The sequence below is a fragment of the Buttiauxella massiliensis genome (genome assembly GCF_902500225.1).
Classification (GTDB): domain Bacteria; phylum Pseudomonadota; class Gammaproteobacteria; order Enterobacterales; family Enterobacteriaceae; genus Buttiauxella; species Buttiauxella massiliensis.
The window spans coordinates 285657-305681 of the sequence record NZ_LR722649.1; the positions used below are offsets into that span (position 1 = coordinate 285657).

General features: G+C 52.3%; 18 protein-coding genes and 1 riboswitch. Of the genes, 5 read left to right on the forward strand and 13 right to left on the reverse strand.

All coding sequences use genetic code 11. The features are described 5' to 3' along the window. Window positions 1–237: 237 nt before the first annotated feature. The 4 genes from polB to araB form a co-directional block, all read right to left on the reverse strand. Window positions 238–2598 (reverse strand): DNA polymerase II, encoded by a 2361-nt coding sequence (polB, locus tag GC128_RS03625; protein ID WP_151993134.1) that lies wholly within the window; start codon window positions 2596–2598, stop codon window positions 238–240. A gap of 76 nt (window positions 2599–2674) precedes the next feature. Further along, entirely contained in the window at window positions 2675–3370 is a 696-nt protein-coding gene (araD, locus tag GC128_RS03630) for an L-ribulose-5-phosphate 4-epimerase (RefSeq protein ID WP_151993135.1), read from the reverse strand. A gap of 101 nt (window positions 3371–3471) precedes the next feature. After that, the gene (araA, locus tag GC128_RS03635) at window positions 3472–4974 is read right to left on the reverse strand and encodes an L-arabinose isomerase (protein WP_151993136.1); all 1503 of its coding nucleotides are present in this window, start codon (window positions 4972–4974) and stop codon (window positions 3472–3474) included. A gap of 10 nt (window positions 4975–4984) precedes the next feature. After that, window positions 4985–6691: a ribulokinase gene (gene araB / locus GC128_RS03640; RefSeq protein WP_151993137.1), complete on the reverse strand. Its 1707-nt coding sequence runs from the start codon at window positions 6689–6691 to the stop codon at window positions 4985–4987. A 339-nt stretch (window positions 6692–7030) separates the two neighbouring features. On the opposite strand from araB, the gene araC reads away from it, so the two are divergent. Continuing rightward, window positions 7031–7876: an arabinose operon transcriptional regulator AraC gene (araC, locus tag GC128_RS03645; protein ID WP_151993138.1), complete on the forward strand. Its 846-nt coding sequence runs from the start codon at window positions 7031–7033 to the stop codon at window positions 7874–7876. A gap of 216 nt (window positions 7877–8092) precedes the next feature. Continuing rightward, complete coding sequence (locus GC128_RS03650) at window positions 8093–8866, forward strand: DedA family protein (RefSeq protein ID WP_151993139.1); 774 nt, start codon at window positions 8093–8095, stop codon at window positions 8864–8866. Here the strand turns inward: GC128_RS03650 and thiQ are convergent. The 4 genes from thiQ to sgrR form a co-directional block, all read right to left on the reverse strand. Then, complete coding sequence (gene thiQ / locus GC128_RS03655; protein WP_151993140.1) at window positions 8850–9554, reverse strand: thiamine ABC transporter ATP-binding protein ThiQ; 705 nt, start codon at window positions 9552–9554, stop codon at window positions 8850–8852. The genes GC128_RS03650 and thiQ overlap by 17 nt on opposite strands. A gap of 65 nt (window positions 9555–9619) precedes the next feature. Beyond that, window positions 9620–11257 (reverse strand): thiamine/thiamine pyrophosphate ABC transporter permease ThiP, encoded by a 1638-nt coding sequence (gene thiP / locus GC128_RS03660; RefSeq protein WP_151993141.1) that lies wholly within the window; start codon window positions 11255–11257, stop codon window positions 9620–9622. Beyond that, the gene (thiB, locus tag GC128_RS03665) at window positions 11233–12216 is read right to left on the reverse strand and encodes a thiamine ABC transporter substrate binding subunit (RefSeq protein ID WP_151993142.1); all 984 of its coding nucleotides are present in this window, start codon (window positions 12214–12216) and stop codon (window positions 11233–11235) included. The genes thiP and thiB overlap by 25 nt, the downstream gene beginning before the upstream one ends. A gap of 36 nt (window positions 12217–12252) precedes the next feature. Next, window positions 12253–12352, reverse strand: a riboswitch (TPP riboswitch). Between the two features lie 25 nt (window positions 12353–12377). After that, a complete protein-coding gene (sgrR, locus tag GC128_RS03670) occupies window positions 12378–14066 on the reverse strand; it encodes an HTH-type transcriptional regulator SgrR (RefSeq protein WP_151993143.1) in 1689 nt (562 codons plus the stop codon). 88 nt (window positions 14067–14154) lie between these two features. Between sgrR and sgrT the strand changes: the two genes are divergently transcribed. Both sgrT and GC128_RS03680 read left to right on the forward strand, forming a co-directional pair. Continuing rightward, window positions 14155–14316 (forward strand): glucose uptake inhibitor SgrT, encoded by a 162-nt coding sequence (gene sgrT / locus GC128_RS03675; RefSeq protein ID WP_151993144.1) that lies wholly within the window; start codon window positions 14155–14157, stop codon window positions 14314–14316. Between the two features lie 141 nt (window positions 14317–14457). Then, a complete protein-coding gene (locus tag GC128_RS03680) occupies window positions 14458–15636 on the forward strand; it encodes a sugar efflux transporter (RefSeq protein ID WP_151993145.1) in 1179 nt (392 codons plus the stop codon). A gap of 44 nt (window positions 15637–15680) precedes the next feature. Here the strand turns inward: GC128_RS03680 and hemW are convergent, their stop codons facing one another. Genes hemW through GC128_RS03705 form a run of 5 tightly spaced genes read right to left on the reverse strand, consistent with a single transcriptional unit; the run spans window position 15681 to window position 19003 of the window. Next, window positions 15681–16817, reverse strand: coding sequence for a radical SAM family heme chaperone HemW (hemW, locus tag GC128_RS03685; protein WP_151993146.1), 1137 nt, complete (start codon window positions 16815–16817; stop codon window positions 15681–15683). Then, window positions 16810–17403 carry an XTP/dITP diphosphatase gene (locus GC128_RS03690; protein ID WP_151993147.1) on the reverse strand — a complete coding sequence of 198 codons (594 nt, stop codon included), beginning with the start codon at window positions 17401–17403 and terminating at the stop codon, window positions 16810–16812. Before GC128_RS03690 ends, hemW begins: the two co-directional genes overlap by 8 nt. A 28-nt stretch (window positions 17404–17431) precedes the next feature. Next, window positions 17432–17722, reverse strand: a complete 291-nt coding sequence (yggU, locus tag GC128_RS03695) for a DUF167 family protein YggU (protein WP_064513708.1) — start codon at window positions 17720–17722, stop codon at window positions 17432–17434. Continuing rightward, window positions 17719–18273, reverse strand: coding sequence for a YggT family protein (locus tag GC128_RS03700; protein ID WP_151993148.1), 555 nt, complete (start codon window positions 18271–18273; stop codon window positions 17719–17721). Before GC128_RS03700 ends, yggU begins: the two co-directional genes overlap by 4 nt. Window positions 18274–18298: 25 nt before the next feature. Next, window positions 18299–19003 (reverse strand): YggS family pyridoxal phosphate-dependent enzyme, encoded by a 705-nt coding sequence (locus GC128_RS03705; protein WP_151993286.1) that lies wholly within the window; start codon window positions 19001–19003, stop codon window positions 18299–18301. 15 nt (window positions 19004–19018) lie between these two features. Between GC128_RS03705 and GC128_RS03710 the strand changes: the two genes are divergently transcribed. Beyond that, entirely contained in the window at window positions 19019–20023 is a 1005-nt protein-coding gene (locus GC128_RS03710; protein ID WP_151993149.1) for a type IV pilus twitching motility protein PilT, read from the forward strand. The last annotated feature ends 2 nt before the right edge of the window (window positions 20024–20025 follow it).

The window sequence follows — 20025 nt, forward strand, 5'->3', positions numbered from 1 at the left end:
GATTTGCAGGCAATAGTAAAACGACCGCGCGCAAAGGGGCGGTAGTTCAAAAGTAGATTTAAGGATGATTCAGGAGGGCGCTATGGTACTGGAAGCAAACGCATTCGTCACCAACTCGTCATACTTCAAATTGCAACTGCGTTGACTGCACTCACTCACCCCAGTCACTTACTCTAGTAAGCTCCAGGGGATTCGTTCCCTTGCCGCCTGGTTGCACTTTGAATTATTTAGAGTTTCTCAAAATAACCCTAACTGCCCTGTCATCAGTGTAGCAAAGTCATCCTCAAGGAAGGGTAAAATTCCTTCAGCCACGGGTTGGAGCTGGCGGGTCAGGTAGTGATCGTAGTCCAGCGGCGACTCCTGATAATCCACAGGCTCAGGACCGTTGGTTGTGATCACATACTTAATTGTCCCACGGTTCTGATATTGCGGCGCACGGCCAAGCCGTTGATTATGCTCATCTGCAAGGCGTGCGGCACGGACATGCGGTGGCACATTTTTTTGATATTCGCTTAGCGGTCGGCGCAGACGTTTGCGGTAAATCAACTGCGCATCTAGCTCACCGGCCATCAAACTGGCGATAGTTTCGCGGATATAATCCTGATATGGCTCGTTACGGAACACGCGCAAATAAAGTGTTTTCTGGAACTCCTGCGCCAGCGGCGTCCAGTCAGTACGCACGGTTTCCAGTCCTTTGAACACCATGCGCTGCTTGTCATTTTCCTGAATCATTCCGGCGTAGCGTTTTTTGGAACCTTCAGCGGTGCCACGAATAGTTGGCATCAGGAAGCGGCAAAAGTGGGACTCGTATTGCAGTTCAAGCTTACTGTCTAGCTGCTGGGTTTCTTGCAGATGCGCTTTCCACCACGCATTAACGTGATTCACTAATTGCTGGCCAATACGCGCCGCATCTTCTTCTGAGTGGGCTTTTTTCAGCCAGACAAACGTGGAATCCGTATCGCCGTAAATCACGTCGTAGCCCTGAGATTCAATCAGCTCCCTGGTTTGTAGCATGATCTGATGCCCGCGCATGGTGATCGACGAGGCAAGGCGAGGATCAAAGAAGCGGCAGGCACTGGTGCCCAACACCCCGTAAAACGCATTCATAATGATCTTCAGCGCCTGGGACAATGGCTTGTTGCCATGACGTTTGGCTTCATCGCGACCAGACCAGATTTGCCCGACGATTTCGGGCAGGCAATGCGTATTCCTGGAAAAATGCGCGCCAAGAAAACCATCAACGGAATGCTCAGCTTCCGGGTGCGCCATCCCCTCAACCAGGCCAACCGGGTCGATAAGAAATGTGCGAATAATCGACGGATAAAGACTTTTGTAATCGAGTACTAACACTGAGTCGTAAAGGCCTGGGCGCGAGTCCATGACATACCCGCCAGGGCTCGCCTGCGGAGGCACATCTCCAAGATTTGGAGCAACATAACCGGCACGGTGCATGCGTGGAATATACAGATGACCAAATGCCGCAACAGAGCCGCCGTGGCGGTCAAGCGGCAAACCGTTAACTGTTGCCCGCTCAAGTAAAAATGGCATTAGTTCGGTTTTGTGGAAAATCCGCGTTACAAGCTCGCAGTCTTTAAGATTGTACTTCGCAAGTGCCGGCTTATCTTCGGCAAAACGACGGTCAATTTCGTCCATCCGCTGCCACGGGTTATCAATCGCTTTACCTTCGCCGAGTAGTTCCTGAGATACAGTTTCGAGAGAAAATGAGGAGAAATTCCAGAAGGCAGATCGCAGTGCTTCGATACCATCGATAATCACGCGCCCTGCGGCCTGTGCGAAAAATACACCTTGCTTGAAACCATGTTCGCGCCATTCCAGCAGACTGTTTTCACGCCCAAGGCGCAGTGGCACCTGATAGCGCTCGGCCATTTTTTGCAGCACGCGCAAATCGAACTGCACCACGTTCCAGCCAATCAACACATCGGGATCGTGCTCGGCAAACCAGCTATTGAGTTTTTCGATTAATAGTGGCCGGCTGGCGACATATTCCAGCGTAAAATCCAGCCCGCTGGCGTCGCCATTTTCCGGGCCAAGCATATAAACGATACGCTGCCCGCAACCTTCCAGGCCGATGCAATACAGTTCGCCGTGGCGAGTAGTTTCGATGTCCAGCGACACCCATTTCAGCGGTGGGCGGTAATCCGGCGCGGGTTTTAGCTTAGTTTCAACCAACACGTTATTTTGCGACTCGCTGCTAAACCAGACGGGTGCAGTAATAAAACGTTCCATCAAGAAACGTTCTGGCGGGCGAATATCGGCTTCATAAACTCTGATGCCGCCATCGCGCAACAGTTTTTCGATACGCATAAGCTGGCGATGCTGGCGGCAATAAAGGCCACAAACGGGCTGACGATGGAAATCTTTGAGGGGCAGCGGTGTGAGCCGATACTGGCTTTCGCGCTCAAGTAAACGTGCGGCTTCGGCTTGTTGTGACTGTGGGATAAATGCGACCGATTCCTGGCGCGGCAGGCGCACTTTTACCGGGCCATCATCTGTTGCCAGCCAAAATTCAACGTCAGTACCGAGTGGGGTATCTCGCCAGTGACGCGTAAGTAGAAACCCCTGACGAGCTTGCGACACGCTGCATTCTCATAAAGGAAAAAGTGGTCTGATTATAGACCACTTTGTCAGGGGTTACTGCTTTTATATACAGTGTTTACTGCCCGTAATAAGCTTTCGCACCATGCTTACGCAAATAATGTTTATCCAACAGTGTCTGTTGCATATCCGGTAATTCAGGCGAAAGTTGGCGGCAGAATATGCCCATATAGGCCACTTCTTCCAACACGATAGCATTGTGTACCGCATCGACCGGGTCTTTTCCCCAGGCGAACGGACCGTGGGAATGCACCAGTACACCGGGCATTTGTGCGGCGTCGATTCCACGTTCAGCAAAAGTTTTCACAATTACTTCGCCGGTTTGCCATTCGTAATCGCCATTGATCTCTTCATTGGTCATTTTGCGGGTGCAAGGAATGGTGCCGTAGAAGTAATCCGCTTGGGTGGTGCCCGTTGCGGGAATGGATTTCCCGGCCTGCGCCCAAATGGTCGCGTGGCGCGAGTGGGTATGGACGATACCGCCGATGTGCGGAAATTGCAGGTACAGCAGGCGGTGGGTTGGTGTGTCGGACGAAGGTTTTTTATTGCCTTCAACCACTTCACCGGTTTCGAGGCTCACGACGACCATATCTTCTGCCATCATCACGCTGTAATCGACACCGGACGGTTTGATGATCAGCACACCGCGCTCGCGATCCACCGCGCTGACGTTCCCCCAGGTTAGGGTGACCAGATTATGTTTCGGCAGCGCGAGATTCGCTTCGAGTACCTGACGTTTGAGATCTTCTAACATATTAAGTCCCGGTCAAATTAGTGTCGAATGGCGCGTGCGCTTATCCGACCGACTTGAAGTTGTAGGGTGGATAACGCACGCGCCATCCACCGTTCTCCTGACTAACGTTTGTAGCTGTAATAAACCTCGTTCCAGCGCAGCGAATCTTTAAACGCCGGCAGACGAGTGTCGTTATCAATAACCGCCAGTTCGATACCGTGCAGTTCGCTGAACAGGCGCATATCGTCAAGCGTCAGAGACTGGCTGAACACGGTATGGTGCGCACCACCTGCCAGGATCCATGCTTCAGAAGCGGTTGGCAGATCCGGCTGCGCTTTCCACAGTGCATTCGCCACAGGAAGTTTCGGCAACTGGTGCGGTGCTTCAACGGTATCAACGCAGTTCACCAGCAGACGGAAACGATCGCCCAGATCAATAAGGCTCGCGTTAAGTGCCGGACCAGTTTGGGTGGAGAAGATCAAACGTGCAGGATCGTCCTTGCCACCTATCCCCAAGTGTTGAACATCGAGGATTGGTTTTTCGGCAAGAGCAATGGATGGGCAAACTTCCAGCATATGGGAACCGAGCACCATATCGTTGCCGTTTTCAAAGTGATAGGTGTAGTCCTCCATGAAAGAGGTGCCGCCCTGCAGACCGGTTGACATCACCTTCATGATGCGAAGCAGAGCGGCGGTTTTCCAGTCGCCTTCGCCCGCAAAGCCGTAGCCTTGCTGCATCAGGCGTTGCACTGCCAGGCCCGGAAGTTGTTTCAGGCCGTGCAGGTCTTCAAAGGTGGTGGTAAAGGCGTTGAAACCGCCATATTCGAGGAACTGTTTCATCCCTAATTCGATGCGTGCAGCATCAATGACGTTTTGGCGTTTATCGCCGTTGATTTGCGCGGCGGCTGTCAGGCGATAGCTGCTTTCGTATTCGTCGACCAGCGCATTGACGTCACCGTCGCTAACAGCATTCACGACCTGAACCAGGTCGCCAACGGCGTATGTATTGACTGAGAAACCGAATTTCATCTGCGCGGCAACTTTGTCGCCATCGGTCACCGCCACTTCACGCATGTTGTCGCCAAAACGCACCACTTTTAGCTGACGAGTATCTTGTTTTGACACCGCCTGGCGCATCCAGGAACCAATGCGTTGATGGGCTTGCGGATCTTGCCAGTGGCCGGTCACCACTGTGTGCTGCTGGCGCATACGCGCGCCGATGAAACCGAACTCGCGACCGCCATGCGCGGTCTGGTTCAGGTTCATAAAGTCCATATCAATGCTGCCCCATGGGATTTGCGCATTGAACTGGGTATGGAATTGCAGCAGCGGCTTGGTCAGGATGCTCAAGCCATTGATCCACATTTTTGCCGGCGAGAAGGTGTGCAGCCACACCACCATCCCTGCGCACTTATCGCTGTAGCTGGCATCGCGGCAGATAGCGGTAATTTCATCCGGCGACGTGCCCAATGGTTTTAACACCAGTTTGCACGGCAGTTTGGCTTCTTTGTTGAGCGCATTCACAACCTGCTCGGCGTGTTGATTCACCTGACGCAACGTTTCCGCACCGTAGAGATGCTGGCTGCCAATTACAAACCACACTTCATATTGTTCAAAAATGTTCATCGTCATGTCCTTAATGGGTCACAGTGGCCTGAGCTACACGAGTAACCGCAGCTGGGGCAGAAGGGAGATAGTGTTGTTCCGCGCTAATCGCCCATTGCTGGTAACGGCGATAGAGCTGTTCAAAGCGCTCGGCGCGTTGAGAATCGGGTTGCAGTGTGCTTTCAATCTGGCTGGCCATGGCGAGTTGGGCACGGGAAATATCTGCGTGAATACCCGCGGCAACAGCGGCAAAAATGGCCGCGCCTAATGCACAGCACTGGTCAGAAGCGACAATCTGTAGCGGGCGATTCAGTACATCAGCGCAGACCTGCATGATGACCGGGGATTTTCGTGCAATTCCGCCAAGTGCCATCACGTTAGTGACGGGAATTCCTTGCTCGGTGAAGCATTCCATAATCGCCCGGGCACCAAACGCGGTCGCGGCAATGAGCCCGCCGAATAGCGCTGGTGCGTCTGTTGCCAGGTTTAAATCGGTGATTACACCTTTCAGGCGCTGGTTGGCATTCGGGGTGCGACGGCCGTTAAACCAGTCGAGCACTACCGGCAGATGTTCAAGGGAAGGATTCTTCGCCCAGGCTTCAGTAAGCGCTGGCAGCAACTGCTTCTTGCTGGCGTTGATTTGCTCGCGCAGTTCCGGATGCGCAAGCGCCAGTTGTTCCAGCGGCCAGCCCAGGACACGGCCAAACCAGGCGTAGATATCGCCGAACGCCGATTGCCCGGCTTCGAGGCCGATAAAATCAGGAATCACGCTACCATCAACTTGCCCACAAATACCTTTTACTGCGCGGTCGCCAACGGTGGATTTGTCGGCAATCAAAATGTCGCAAGTAGAAGTGCCGATAACTTTCACCAGCGTGTTCGGCTGTGCACCAGCCCCAACGGCACCCATATGGCAGTCAAACGCACCACCGGAAACTACCACGCTTTGTGGCAAACCAAGGCGCTCAGACCATTCGGCGGAAAGGTTGCCCACCGGAATATCCGCAGTCCATGTTTCGGTAAACATCGGGTAAGCCAGATTCTGGTTAATCACCGGATCCAACTCATCAAAGAAACTCGCCGGAGGCAGACCGCCCCAGCTTTCATGCCACAAGGATTTATGCCCGGCGCTACAGCGACCACGGCGAATATCCTGTGGTTGTGTGGTACCGGAAAGCAGCGCCGGGACCCAGTCACACAATTCAATCCAAGACACAGCAGCTTGCGCTACTTTTTGGTCGGCACGGGTAACGTGCAGGATTTTTGCCCAGAACCATTCGCTGGAGTAAATGCCGCCGATATAACGGGAATAGTCATTTTTCCCAGGCTGGTGGCACAAGCGGGTAATCGCTTCGGCTTCTTCAACCGCAGTATGATCTTTCCACAACACGAACATGGCGTTCGGGTTGTCGGCAAATTCTGGGGTGAGTGCCAGCACATTCCCGTTAGCGTCAATTGGCGCGGGAGTTGAACCGGTACTGTCAACGCCAATACCACAAACCCGGGCGCGCTGTTCAGCCGTCAGTTCGGCGAGAACGGTTTTAACCGCGCGTTCCATGGACTCAATATAGTCTCGTGGGTGATGGCGAAACTGGTTATTTGGGGCGTCGCAGTATTGGCCTTCTTGCCAGCGCGGATACCACTCCACACTGGTCGCAAGCTCTGCACCATTTTCACAATCAACGGCTAAAGCGCGAACGGAATCACTACCAAAATCGAGGCCCAGCGCAATCGACATTTTTAAACTCCCTGACCTGTTATCTATGGAAATGACATTAGTTTTTATGCAGAAAAACAGTCAGGTCGTATTCGCTGTAGTTATGGAGAAATGTGCTGTTCCGTTGAGAAGTGTGACGCCCCGCAAATAATCGATGTGGATATTTCTGCTACTTTTATAAACACTTTGGTTATCTTCACAAAACCCCCAGGTTGTCAGATAAAAAGCATAGGTGCAGGTAAATTGCGGCTTTATGATGAGAATCGGACGGTTTACGGTTCAGACAGTGTTGCCCTGGCAAGGAATAGCACGGATATGGACAAATTGTTTCTACACCCTTCTTGAATAGCGAGCTTGTAGATGGCTGAAATGCAAAATGACCCACTGTTGCCGGGGTACTCTTTTAATGCCCATTTAGTCGCGGGATTAACGCCGATTGAAGCCGAAGGGCCGCTGGATTTTTTCATCGACCGCCCGTTAGGAATGAAAGGTTACATCCTGAATTTAACGGTGAAGGGTGAAGGAGTTATCAATAATCAGGGTAAAAACTACGTTTGCCGCCCTGGCGATATTCTATTGTTCCCTCCGGGTGAGGTGCATCACTATGGCCGCGCTCCGGATAGCAAAGAGTGGTATCACCAGTGGGTTTACTTCCGCCCGCGTGCGTATTGGCAGGAGTGGCTAAACTGGGACCCTATCTTTGCGCATACCGGTTTCTTCCGTCCTGATGACGCCCATCAGCAGAATTTTTCACAGTTGTTTGGCCAGATAATTGAATCCGGGCAGGCAGAAGGGCGCTACGCCGAATTACTGGCGATTAACCTATTAGAGCAGCTGTTGTTGCGGCGTATGGAAGTGCTGAGCGCATCCCTCAATCCACCGCTTGATAACCGCGTTCGCGATGCCTGCCAGTACATCAGCGACCATCTGGCCGATAACCATTTTGATATTGCAGGTGTGGCGCAGCATGTTTGTTTATCGCCTTCACGTCTGTCGCATCTGTTCCGCCAGCAGCTTGGTGTCAGTGTTTTAAGCTGGCGCGAAGACCAACGCATCTTGCAGGCAAAACTGTTGTTGAGCACGACCCGCATGCCGATTGCCAGCGTCGGGCGCAATGTCGGCTTTGAAGACCAGCTCTATTTTTCTCGCGTCTTTAAGAAATGTACCGGTGCCAGTCCGAGTGAATTCCGTGCAGGCTGTGAGTAGGTACTACTATTTATCTATCCCCAAAATAATTCTCGTTGTGGAAAGGCTACCAGACTGTAAGTCCTCAGGAGCATAGCAAACTATGTGACTGGGGCGAGCGGGTGCAGTCAACGCATCTACAGCGTGAAGAATGAAGGGGATATTCATACAATTGATGTCTTGACGGTTGTCTCATCACTCAGGAGAATCGCCCACTCGTTTCTCGACGGATGCTTTATGGAAGCTTTGCTGGAACACTTTATTACTCAGTCAGTGGCGTATTCACTTTTCGCGGTGATGCTGGTGGCCTTTCTGGAATCACTTGCGCTGGTCGGGCTAATCCTTCCTGGTACAGTCATGATGGCAGGGCTTGGCGCGCTGATTGGTGGCGGTCAGGTGGGCTTTTATCACGCCTGGGCTGCCGGAATTGTCGGTTGCCTGTTGGGCGACTGGATTTCGTTCTGGCTGGGAGGCCGCTTTAAAGGGCCACTGCATCGCTGGTCGTTTATGAAAAAGAACAAAGCGCTGCTGGATAAAACCGAGCATGCGCTGCATCAGCACAGCATGTTTACCATCCTGGTCGGCCGTTTTGTTGGCCCGACACGCCCGCTGGTGCCGATGGTCGCAGGCATGCTAGACCTCCCGGTTTCTAAATTTATCATCCCGAACATTATTGGCTGCATTTTCTGGCCACCCATCTACTTCTTGCCGGGGATTCTGGCGGGTGCCGCGATTGATATTCCTGCGGATATGCAAAGTAGCAGCTTTAAATGGCTCTTGCTGCTAGTAGCACTGGGGCTGTGGCTGGCGGGATGGTTGTGTTGGCGCTGGTGGCGCAGTGGTAAAGCAAGTACTGACCGTTTAACTCAGTACTTGCCGCGATCTCGTTTGCATTGGTTAGCACCAACAATGACGGTGCTGGCTGTGGGGAGCTTTGTTGCAATCCAGATGCACCCGATGATGCCGATTTACCGCAGTATTCTTTGGAAAGTGCTCACCGGGCACCACTAATGCCCAACAGTGCTGATGCGCTGGCTTCTCCACTCAGTAAGGTTGCCGTGTCGCCATCCCAGGCGATACGGCCATCGACCACCACAAGACTTCTTTCAGCGATTCGCGCTGCATCTTCAATACTGTGTGACACCATCAATAGCGTCAGTTGCTGCTGGCGGCATAGGTTATCAAGCAGTTGCAGCATCTCCTGGCGTAGTGCCGGGTCGAGTGCTGAAAATGGCTCATCGAGCAGCAAAATCGGTTGTTCACGTACCAGACAGCGGGCGAGGGCGACACGCTGGCGCTGGCCGCCAGAAAGTTGCGCTGGCAGCCTGTCGAGTAAATCGCTTATCGCCATTTGGTTGGCAATTGTTACCAGACGTTCGAGCTGTGCGGCATTAAGCTTCAGGCCAGGATTTAACCCCAGCCCAATGTTCTGGCGCACAGTCAGGTGGTTAAAAAGATTGTTCTCCTGGAACAGCATCGACACCGGGCGCTGTGCGGGTGCCGTCGCCGTATGGTCATTGCCATTAAGCATAATCTGCCCGCTGGCAGGCGTGAGAAAACCGGCAATCAAACTCAGCAGCGTACTTTTCCCCGCCCCGCTAGGCCCCAACACCGCAACGCGCTCTCCGACATTAATTTGCATCGAAAAGCGCATCGGTAAATGGTGATAGAGCCAGGTTATATCAGTTAGCGTTAGCATTCCCTTCATCCTTCAAGTTGCAGGTGTGTTGGCTGCTTTCTTTCATCCAGGTATGTTCCCTTGCTTCATTCACTTGCCGCCTTCCTGCAACCTGAATCATTTTGGGAATGGCGTCCCGGAAGTTTTTCAATCAATGTGAATAAAGCAAAGCACAGTATCAGCAGGATTAGCGCGGTAGCGGCACCATCCTGGCTGCGATATGAACCAATTTGCTGATATAGGTAGAACGGTAGCGTGCGGAAATCTTCATTACCAAACAGCGCCACTACGCCAAAATCACCAATCGACAGCACGCAGGCAAATGCCAGCGCTTGCGCAAGTGGGCGCTTCAGGGCGCGCAACTCGATATAACGCAGGCGGTTTAAGCCGCTGATATTCAGCGACTGGCACAGCTTGTTGTAGCGTTCAGCCACGTCCAACATAGGGTTTTCCAGCACTTTCAGGGCGTAGGGAACCGCCATTAATGCATTGGTGAAAATCACAATGCCATCGGCGGATTGCGGCAAACCTACAGTGTTATTGAGCAGCAGGAAAAAGCCCGTCGCCAGCACGATACCCGGCATCGCGAGGATTAACATGCCGCTCAATTCCAGCGTTTGCCCGGCAAATGCGCGGTTGCGCAGGCGTAATTCTCGTGAACTCCATAGCAGCATTACCGTGATAACTACGCTTATCAATCCCGCGCCGACTGCAATTCTTAACGAGGTGAATAATGCCTGCCAGAGAATCGGCTGTGACAGCACGCTGTTAAAACCGCTGTTGATGCCATCAATGATGACCGCCAGCAGCGGAGGCAACAGCAGCAACAGTGCGAGTGAAATTAACAATCCGTCGCACAGTTTCCGGCGCAGGTTATCTTGTGGGTCACGCCAGCCCTGCATTTGGCTGATACCCACAGGAATGGCTTTACTGAGTCGTTGGCTCATCAGCACCAGGCCAAGACAGCAAACCATTTGTACTATTGCGAGCAGTGCCGCACGAGCAGGGTCGTAGTCATAACTGAGTGCCTGGAAGATGGCCAGTTCAATGGTGGTTGCCTGCGGCCCGCCGCCGAGCGAAAGCACGGTGGCAAAACTGGCGAAGCAGAGCATAAAAATAAGCGCGGCGGCGGGGAGAATCTGGCGGCGTAGCCACGGCCATTCGACAAAACGGAAGAAGTTCCAACCCTGCATGCCAAGCTGTGCGGCGACCTGTCGTTGTTCGCTGGGGATATTTTCCAGCGCCTGAAGCAGCAGGCGTGTAGCCATTGGCAGGTTGAAAAAGACGTGGGCCAGCAAAATGCCTTTCAGGCCATAGGGTGAGAACCCCCATTCGATGCCAAGCCAGGCGCACAGTGAGGCCAGCCAGCCTTCACGGCCATACACCGTCAGAATACCGAACACTGCCACCAACACTGGCAAAACCAGCGTCATGGCGCACAGACGTAACAGTGCTAATCGCCCAGGGAAACGGCGTCGGTAAAGCGCACGGGCAAGAAAAATGGCCGGGAACACCGAAAGGGTGGCTGAAAGAAATGCCTGCCAGAAGGAAAAGCGAAGTACGTGCCACAAATAGCTATCCTGCACCAACGCGCGGATATCGGTTTGCGGCGCGTTAAACCACAGCGCCAGAAAAGCCGCCAGGGCTACGGCTACCACGAGAGTGGCGGCGCATAGCCCTGGAATCAGCCAGACGGGAATTAGCGGCTGACGGAGCGTTGCCATTCACTGATCCAGCTGGCGCGATGGGAAGAGACGTCTTGCGGGCTAAATTCCAGCGTGGTCTGCGGTTTTACCAGACCATTAAAGCCTTCTGGCAATTTCACGTCTGTGACCGGGTACATCCAGTTGCCGATTGGAATGGTGTTCTGGAACTCAGGCGTGGTAATGAACTTCATGAATTTCGCTGCCAACTCTGGCTGCTTGCTTGAAGCCAGGCGACCCGCAACTTCCACCTGCAAGTAATGCCCTTCGCTGAAATTGGCTGCCGCGTAGTTATCTTTTTTCTCTTCGATGATGTGATATGCCGGAGAGGTGGTGTAGCTCATCACCAGGTCGCTTTCGCCTTTAAGGAACAGACCGTAGGCTTCAGACCAGCCCTTGGTGACGGTAACGGTTTTTTTGGCCAGTTTCGCCCAGGCTTCAGGCGTTTTGTCGCCATATACTTTTTGCATCCATAACAGCAGGCCGAGACCTGGGGTGCTGGTGCGTGGATCCTGGTAAATCACTTTCCATTTTTGGTCACTTTCGACCAGTTCTTTCAGGCTTTTCGGCGGGTTTTTGAGTTTGTTTTTGTCATACACAAAAGCGAAATAGCCGTAATCGAACGGCACAAACGTATTGTTATTCCAGCCACCTGGGATTTTTAGTGAACCAGTGTCAATGTTGCTCGGCGCGAACAGTTTGGTTTGCGCAGCCGCTTCCAGCAGATTGTTATCCAGCCCCAGAACCACGTCGGCTTTGCTGTTTTTACCTTCCATGCGCAGTCGGTTAAGCAGTGACACGCCATCTTCGAGTGCGACGAATTTCAGCTCGCAATTGCAGTCTGCTTCAAAGGCTTTTTTTACCGCAGGGCCTGGGCCCCAGTCGGCAGCGAAAGAGTCGTAGGTGTAAACAGTCAGCAGGGGTTTGGCGAAAACAGGGGCGGCGACGAGCGCCAGTAACGGCAGGAATTTTTTGAACACTTTGCACCTCTTTAAATTAGGGGTGGCAAAGGACTTTGAGAATTGAGCCTCAAATCCCTTCGCCGGCGTTATCCGGATCAGGTTCGACGGGTATCATCTCAGCCAGACTTTCGTCTTAGCACCCCGTTGAGAACGCGTGCATTGTAATGATTTTGTGAAACTTACGAAAGCTCTTTACCTGTATTCACAGATTGCGGTTCCGGTGGTGCAAACCACGCCGATTTAAAATCAAACCAGCCCAGTGTGTTCATTCGCACGCCGCGCATACTGCGCTGCCCTTCAATGCGCAACCAATGGTGGATTAATGGCAAAATATCATTGTTTTCAACTCGCTTTTGGCACCATTCTGGCAGAGAAAGCTCGCCGTTGTGCCATTTCCGGGTATCGGTTTCCCAGTCATTTTCGATGCATTTTTGAATCAGAGGGACTTCATACAGATGCGAATAAAGGGAGAATTCTAAAGGCAGAGTGAAGTTTGCGCTGTTAAGCCAGATATCGCTTTCTGCATCGCCCTGGTGCCACTCCTCATAGCTGACTTCCTGCACCACAAGCTTAACGCCTGCGCGAGCCAGCAATTCTTCCATCACTTTACTGATCATGCGGTGTTCAACGTGGTCGCGGTAAAACGTCAGCGTTACAGATTCCAGACCATCAGGTTTTTCGAGCACCGGTTGTGGGCGAGCGTGGTGCCAGCGCGGCAGCAAACCGTACGCCGGGAACCAGTACTGCTGATTTTGCTCGCCCGCGCTATACAGCAGGTGAATTGGTGCCAGAACGTGACTCAGCCAGCGGCGCACTTCTGGATTGCTGCCCGATTTTGAACGGCTATCGAACAGAATGTAATAACAGCCTTCTTCAAGGCGGCTTTCAATCGCTTTCTCGCTGTCGGGCATCCCTGAGAGTTGCACCGCGCAACTCATCTCTTCGCCAATTTCCGGCAGTACCCAGAAATTTACCTCGTCAATCAATGCGCGATAGCCGAAGTAATCATCGTAAGCCTGAATCTTCAGCTGGTTAGTGTTATTGCGCACAACAGAGTACGGCCCAGTACCGACGGGCTGGCGGGAAAAATTGCTTAGGGTTTGCCATTCACGCGGCAGAATCATCGCGTTAACACTGCCCAATAACCAAGGTAGCCATTGGTCGGGTTGCGAGAGCGTGATATCCAGCGTCCATGCAGTTGGAGAGGTGATTTGCGTGATGTGCGAATACAGCGGCAAACTATTAATGCGTTGCAGGGAAGTCATCACATCAAGCATATCCAGCTCACGTCCATGATGGAAATGAACGCCGGGGCGCAGATAAAAACGCCAGTGTAATGGGGAAATTTGCTGCCAGTGATGGGCGATATCTGGCTCCAGTTCCCCATTTTCCTCATTTATGCGGATTAACCCACTGAAAATTTGCCGGGCAATATGGGTTTCTGAACGACGTAAAGCCGAGCCTGGTAATAGATTTAACAGTGGACGGTAATAGAGAACGCGAAGGATATGCCGCCCTTGACGGAAGCTGCGGCCAAGATGGGAAATCAACATTTGGCGTACTGCGGCTTTATCACCAACGATCTGCACCAGTTGATCAATCCTGTCTTGCTCAAGAAGATCTTCAGCCCGCTGTTGTTGCAGTGCAAGGCCGGTATACAGGAATTCCAACTGTGAACGCTTGCCGCGCCCGACCTCTGCTTTCCAACTGAGCCAGCCCGTTTCCTGCATTGCACTAAGCAGCGTACGCATATGGCGACGGGAGCAATTCAGCAGCTCTGCCAGCTCATTGAGCGTGGTTTCCTGCGGCTTACCTTCAAAGTTTTGCCATAAACGTATGAACTGTTGTTGCAGACGACTGCTGGACATAAAAGAGGAACTCCCGTCAGAAACTCATCAATTTAACTTTCCTCATATTACGCCAATAATCATCAACGTTGAAAGCGAGGAGGTGCATATGAAACGGTCACCAGTTATTAAGTTTTATCATCAGTATTTTGCCGCAACACAAAATGTTTCCGCTGGATGGCTGGCTCGCCTGACAGCATCGCAACGACTGAAGATGCTCGAGGACTTAATGCAGTGGGAAATTACCGTTCCCGAGACCGGGAAGCACTAACTCGTTGATACATGTGTGACTGAGAATTGGTGAATTTCACCTGGCCAGCAGATTGTTCCTGCTGGCTTTTTTATACCCGTCATTAGGGTATAGTTTACGTTTTGCACACCCAATGAGCGCTCGAACAAAAGGAATTTCTGCATGCTGTGGTTTTTGACACGAGGACGACGCCTCAATCCGGTATACGCTGCGTTTATGGCAGTAGCTTTTATGATGGGGATTGCGGGGGCTCTTCAGACGCCAACTCTTAGCCTTTTTTTAACGCGCGAAGTGCAGGTGCGACCTTTCTGGGTCGGGTTGTTTTATACCGTCAATGCGATAGCCGGGATCCTGGTCAGTCTCGCGCTGGCAAAACGTTCCGATAGCCGGGGCGACCGTCGCAAACTGATTATGGTTTGCTGTGTGATGGCCGTAGCAAACTGCATTTTGTTTGCTTTTAACCGCCATTACCTGACGTTAATTACTATTGGCGTCATGTTTGCCTCAATTGCAAATACCGCCATGCCGCAAATTTTCGCTCTTGCTCGTGAGTATGCAGATAACTCAGCACGTGAAGTGGTGATGTTCAGCTCAATCATGCGTGCGCAGCTCTCCCTTGCGTGGGTTATCGGGCCGCCATTATCGTTTATGCTGGCGCTAAACTACGGTTTTACCACTATGTTTCTTATCGCGGCCGGGATTTTCGTTATCTCGCTCGCGCTAATATTCTTCGCACTTCCTTCAGTTGCAAGGATTGAGCAGCCCGCGGATGTTGCCCTTACGCAAGTCAGCGGCTGGAAAGATAAAAACGTCCGTATGCTGTTTATCGCCTCAATGCTGATGTGGACCTGCAACACCATGTACATCATTGATATGCCTCTGTGGGTCAGTAGTGATTTAGGGTTGCCTGAATCGCTGGCGGGGCTTCTGATGGGAACGGCTGCGGGACTTGAGATCCCGGCAATGATACTTGCAGGCTATTACGTGAAGCGCTTTGGTAAGCGGCGCATGATGGTGATTGCTGTGGCGGCTGGCGTGTTGTTCTACGTCGGCTTGATTCTATTCCATAGCCGCACGGCGCTGCTGTTGCTCCAGCTTTTTAACGCGGTGTTTATCGGTATCGTCGCGGGTATTGGAATGTTGTGGTTCCAGGATTTAATGCCGGGCAGGCCGGGTTCAGCAACCACACTATTCACCAATAGTATTTCAACGGGTGTTATTCTGGCGGGTGTGCTACAGGGAGCGCTGGCGGAAAGTTTTGGGCACCATTCGGTGTACTGGCTGATTGCCGGGCTGTCGGTGCTGGCGTTGATTTTGACCAGCCGGGTGAAGAATATTTAAGCCGAAATAATGTCGGATGACGCTGCGCGTCATCCGACAGCTAATCAGTCGGCCAGAAAAATCTCTAATAACGAATTCAAAAACAGCTTTCCGTGCTCGGTAATCTGCCAAAAATCTTCTGTCTCAACCAAATAATCCTTCGCAATCGCTTCGTCTAACTGCGCACGAATCACCGACTCATCGAGTCCGGTATACAGGCTAAATTCGTTGCGTGGCGCTGCTTCCAGCAAGCGGAAACGGTTCATAAAGAACTCGAATGGCTTGTCGGCTTGTTCAACATCGTGCTGCTTATCGAGGTATTTACCTTCCATATAACCGCGCGGATGGCGTGTTTTTGCGGTGCGCAAAATACGGCCGTCTGGAAATGTAACTTTACCGTGCGCACCGCAGCCAATCCCCAGGTAATCACCAAAGCGCCAGTAGTTCAGATTGTGCTGGCATTGGTAACCCGGTTTTGCATAGGCTGAGGTTTCATATTGCTGATATCCCGCAGCGGTCAACAGCTTGTCGCCTTGCTCGAAAATATCCCATAGCGCATCGTCATCCGGCAATTTCGGCGGGCGTGAGCTAAACAAAGTATTCGGCTCAATCGTCAGCTGATACCACGAAAGATGCGGAGGATTGAGCTCAATCGCCTGGCGCAAATCGTCGAGCGCCTCTTCCAAAGATTGATCCGGCAGGCCGTGCATGAGATCCAGGTTAAAGCTGCGCAAGCCAAGCCCGCTAGCCAGATGTGCTGCACGTTTCGCTTCGCCTGAATCGTGAATACGCCCCAGGCGCTTGAGTTTCGGTTCGCTGAAACTCTGCACACCGATAGAAATGCGGTTCACGCCGGCGCGCTGGTAACTCACGAAACGGTCTGCTTCTACCGTCCCGGGATTAGCTTCCATTGTGATTTCCGCCTCTGCTGCCAACGGCAGGCGAGCACGCACACCGTCGAGCAGGTTTTGCATCGCCTCGCCTGAAAGCAGACTCGGCGTACCGCCACCAATAAAGATGGTCTTTATTTCACGTCCTTGTGCCATTGGCGCGTCATTTTCCAGATCGCGCAACAGGTGGGTGACATACTCGTCGTGCGGTACGTCGCCTTTGAGTGCATGAGAGTTGAAGTCACAGTAGGGGCACTTCTGTACGCACCACGGGATGTGAATATAGAGACTCAGAGGTGGCAAATTAGCCATTTTTCATTGCTTCCAGTAACAGTTTTAGTGCGCGTCCGCGGTGGGAAATCGCACGTTTTTCATCACGAGTCAGTTCAGCGGCAGTTTTGCCTTCACTCGGGACAAAGAAAATAGGGTCGTAGCCGAAGCCACCTTCACCCGCAGATTCACGGGTAATCTGGCCTTCCCAACTGCCGTGGCAAACCAGCGGAGTGGGGTCTTCTGCATGGCGCATATAGACCAGCACGCAATGGAATCGTGCTTTGCGCTGATCGTCCGGCACATCTTTCAGTGTAGCCAGTAACTTTTCCAGGTTCTGCTGATCTGAGGCATCAACACCTGCATAGCGTGCGGAGTAAATCCCCGGAGCACCACCCAGTACATCAACAGCCAGACCGGAGTCATCGGCAATTGCAGGCAGGCCGGTAACTTGTGATGCATGGCGTGCTTTCAGAATCGCATTCTCGATAAACGTCAGGCCGGTTTCTTCGGCTGACTCAACGCCCAGCTCAGTTTGCGCCACGACATCCAGACCAAAATCGCCCAGTAAATCGGCGAGTTCACGCACTTTACCGGCGTTACCGGTCGCGAGGACAACTTTTTGCATAGTGAGAAAATCCTGTGAAATTGGCTAATTATTCGAGCAAAGCCGCGACTTCCGTCGGGATGTGTTGCGGGTCGATAATCTTAATTTGTTTATGACGGCCCAGTTCGCCTTTCTCAAGCAGCACCTGGCTTTTGGCAACTTTGAACTGCTTAGCCAGGTATTTTACCAGATGAGCGTTGGCTTTGCCGTCTATCGGCGGGGCGGTGATGGCGACTTTTAGCTCGTCGCCATGCAGCCCGATAATACTATCCCGGCTGGCTTTAGGCTGAATATACAGCCGTAAAACCAGCCCGTCAGAGTTAAGACTCACTGCACTCACAGCAAATACCAAAGCCCCGGGAACAAGTCCATGCCGAGGTAATTCAGCGCATAGAGAATCAAAATGACGATCATCGCTGAAAAATCGATGCCACCCATGGCTGGAAGCACGCGGCGAATTGGCGCCATCATTGGCTCAGTTAGTTGCATCAAAACGTATTCAATTGGGCTGCGGCCCTGGCTTATCCAGCTCATCAGCGAGCGGATAATAATCACCCAAAACACCAGCGTACCGGCGGATTTCAGCAGTGATAACAAGCCAACAAGCAAGTTCATCGGGTCAAGCGACAATGCGCCAACCTGAATGAGCAGCAAAACCGGGTACTTCAATGTGGTGAGAATAAACGCCACCAGCAAAGAGGCGGTATCAATTGGCCCAATCGACGGAATTACCCGGCGCAGTGGCCCGACAATCGGTTGAGTAATCTTGACGATAAACTGCGCAAAAGGATTATAAAAATCACAACGTGACCACTGCATCCAGATGCGAATCAGCAGCACCATTACATACAGTTCAATCAGCGTTTTGACCAGGAAAGTCAACGTCAGCATGGCGTTCCTCAACAATTATAATGAATTAACGAGCAGGGTAATCCCGCGCGCCGAAAATAGCGGTTCCAATGCGCACCATGGTGCTGCCTGCAGCAATCGCGGCGTCCATGTCATCGGTCATGCCCAGGGACAACGTATCAACCGTTGGATAACGGTTTTTGAGCGATGTGAAAGCGTCTGCCATTTTCTGGCAAACCGCTAACTGATGCTCGTAATCAGGTTCAGGGGCAGGAATAGCCATCAAACCTCGTAACACCAAATTCGGCAGAGCAGCGACATCAGCCGCCAGTGCATCGAGCTCACTGAGCGCTATGCCGGATTTGCTTTGCTCATCACTAATATTAATTTGAATCAGTACGTTAAGCGGTGGCAGCTCAGTTGGGCGCTGTTCGCTCAGGCGAGTTGCAATTCGCAAACGATCGACGGTGTGGCACCAGTCAAAATGTTCAGCAACCAGACGGCTTTTGTTCGACTGCAATGGGCCGATAAAGTGCCATTCCAGTGGGGTCTCACCGTTTTCGGCAAAGTAACGAATTTTGTCCACGCCTTCTTGCACGTAGTTTTCACCAAAAATTCGTTGTCCAGCAACACCGGCTTCTGCGATGGCACTCGCAGGCTTAGTTTTGCTGACTGCAAGCAGAGTAACTTCTTCTGGAGCACGGCCGCAGCGTTCAGTTGCCGCCAGGATTTTGTTCTGAACCTGTGCCAGATTGTGCGCTATCTCGTTCATAGGTTGAAAAGTGATATGGATATCGAAGAAATTGTGGCCCTTAGTGTAAAGCATAATGTCTCTGATCTACACCTGTGTACGCAGCTTCCTGCTCGCTGGCGCAGGCAAGGGCGGCTTGAACCTCTGCCCGAAAGCGCGCCAGCTCCCACAGTGTTGCTGGATGCCTGGCTGACAAACGGGCAACGAGAAGAGCTGGAAGAGCATGGGCAATTTGATTTTGCTGTCACCCTCGCGAGCGGTACGCGGCTGCGCGCCAATGCTTTTCGCCAGTTGCAGGGGGACTCACTCGCACTACGGATACTCGCTTCCCACACTCCAAAACTTGAATCGTTAAACGTTCCTGCCATTGTCCCGGAATTACTAAAATCTGCTGATGGATTGATTCTGGTAACGGGGGCCACAGGCAGTGGGAAATCCACCACGCTTGCCGCAATGGTAGACCACCTAAATCATCAGCTCGACGGGCATATTCTCACACTGGAAGATCCTATCGAGTTTGTTCACTACTCGCAGCGTTGTTTGATTCAACAGCGGGAGCCTGGTCGGCATTGCCGATCGTTTGCCGCAGGTTTACGTGCGGCACTGCGCGAAGATCCTGATGTCATTTTGTTGGGCGAATTGCGTGACAGCGAAACCATCCGCCTTGCACTCACCGCCGCAGAAACCGGGCATCTGGTATTAGCCACACTCCATACTCGCGGGGCAGCGCAAGCCGTGGAGCGGCTGGTGGATGTGTTTCCCGCAGAAGAAAAAAACATGGTGCGTAGCCAACTGGCGGGCAGTTTAAAAGCAGTGCTGGCGCAGAAATTATTGCCTGATAGCCGTGGAGGGAGGGCGGCAGTGTTCGAATTACTGGTTAATACACCCGCCATGGCGAGCCTTATCCGCGAAGGTAAGACGCACCAGTTACCGGGGCATATTCAAACTGGGCAGCAGTATGGCATGCAAAGTTTTGCTCAAGGTGAAGCGGTGTTACGTGCGGAAGGTCGTATTGCCGATGGGGAAAAAAATGATGGTTAAAA

Coding starts and splice junctions, on each gene's coding strand:
- araD (WP_151993135.1), bottom strand. CDS start 3,370: ATGTTAGAAGATCTCAAACGTCAGGTACTCGAAGCGAATCTCGCGCTG.
- araA (WP_151993136.1), bottom strand. CDS start 4,974: ATGAACATTTTTGAACAATATGAAGTGTGGTTTGTAATTGGCAGCCAG.
- araB (WP_151993137.1), bottom strand. CDS start 6,691: ATGTCGATTGCGCTGGGCCTCGATTTTGGTAGTGATTCCGTTCGCGCT.
- araC (WP_151993138.1), top strand. CDS start 7,031: ATGGCTGAAATGCAAAATGACCCACTGTTGCCGGGGTACTCTTTTAAT.
- GC128_RS03650 (WP_151993139.1), top strand. CDS start 8,093: ATGGAAGCTTTGCTGGAACACTTTATTACTCAGTCAGTGGCGTATTCA.
- thiQ (WP_151993140.1), bottom strand. CDS start 9,554: ATGCTAACGCTAACTGATATAACCTGGCTCTATCACCATTTACCGATG.
- thiP (WP_151993141.1), bottom strand. CDS start 11,257: ATGGCAACGCTCCGTCAGCCGCTAATTCCCGTCTGGCTGATTCCAGGG.
- sgrR (WP_151993143.1), bottom strand. CDS start 14,066: ATGTCCAGCAGTCGTCTGCAACAACAGTTCATACGTTTATGGCAAAAC.
- sgrT (WP_151993144.1), top strand. CDS start 14,155: ATGAAACGGTCACCAGTTATTAAGTTTTATCATCAGTATTTTGCCGCA.
- GC128_RS03680 (WP_151993145.1), top strand. CDS start 14,458: ATGCTGTGGTTTTTGACACGAGGACGACGCCTCAATCCGGTATACGCT.
- hemW (WP_151993146.1), bottom strand. CDS start 16,817: ATGGCTAATTTGCCACCTCTGAGTCTCTATATTCACATCCCGTGGTGC.
- GC128_RS03690 (WP_151993147.1), bottom strand. CDS start 17,403: ATGCAAAAAGTTGTCCTCGCGACCGGTAACGCCGGTAAAGTGCGTGAA.
- GC128_RS03700 (WP_151993148.1), bottom strand. CDS start 18,273: ATGCTGACGTTGACTTTCCTGGTCAAAACGCTGATTGAACTGTATGTA.
- GC128_RS03705 (WP_151993286.1), bottom strand. CDS start 19,003: ATGAACGAGATAGCGCACAATCTGGCACAGGTTCAGAACAAAATCCTG.
- GC128_RS03710 (WP_151993149.1), top strand. CDS start 19,019: ATGGATATCGAAGAAATTGTGGCCCTTAGTGTAAAGCATAATGTCTCT.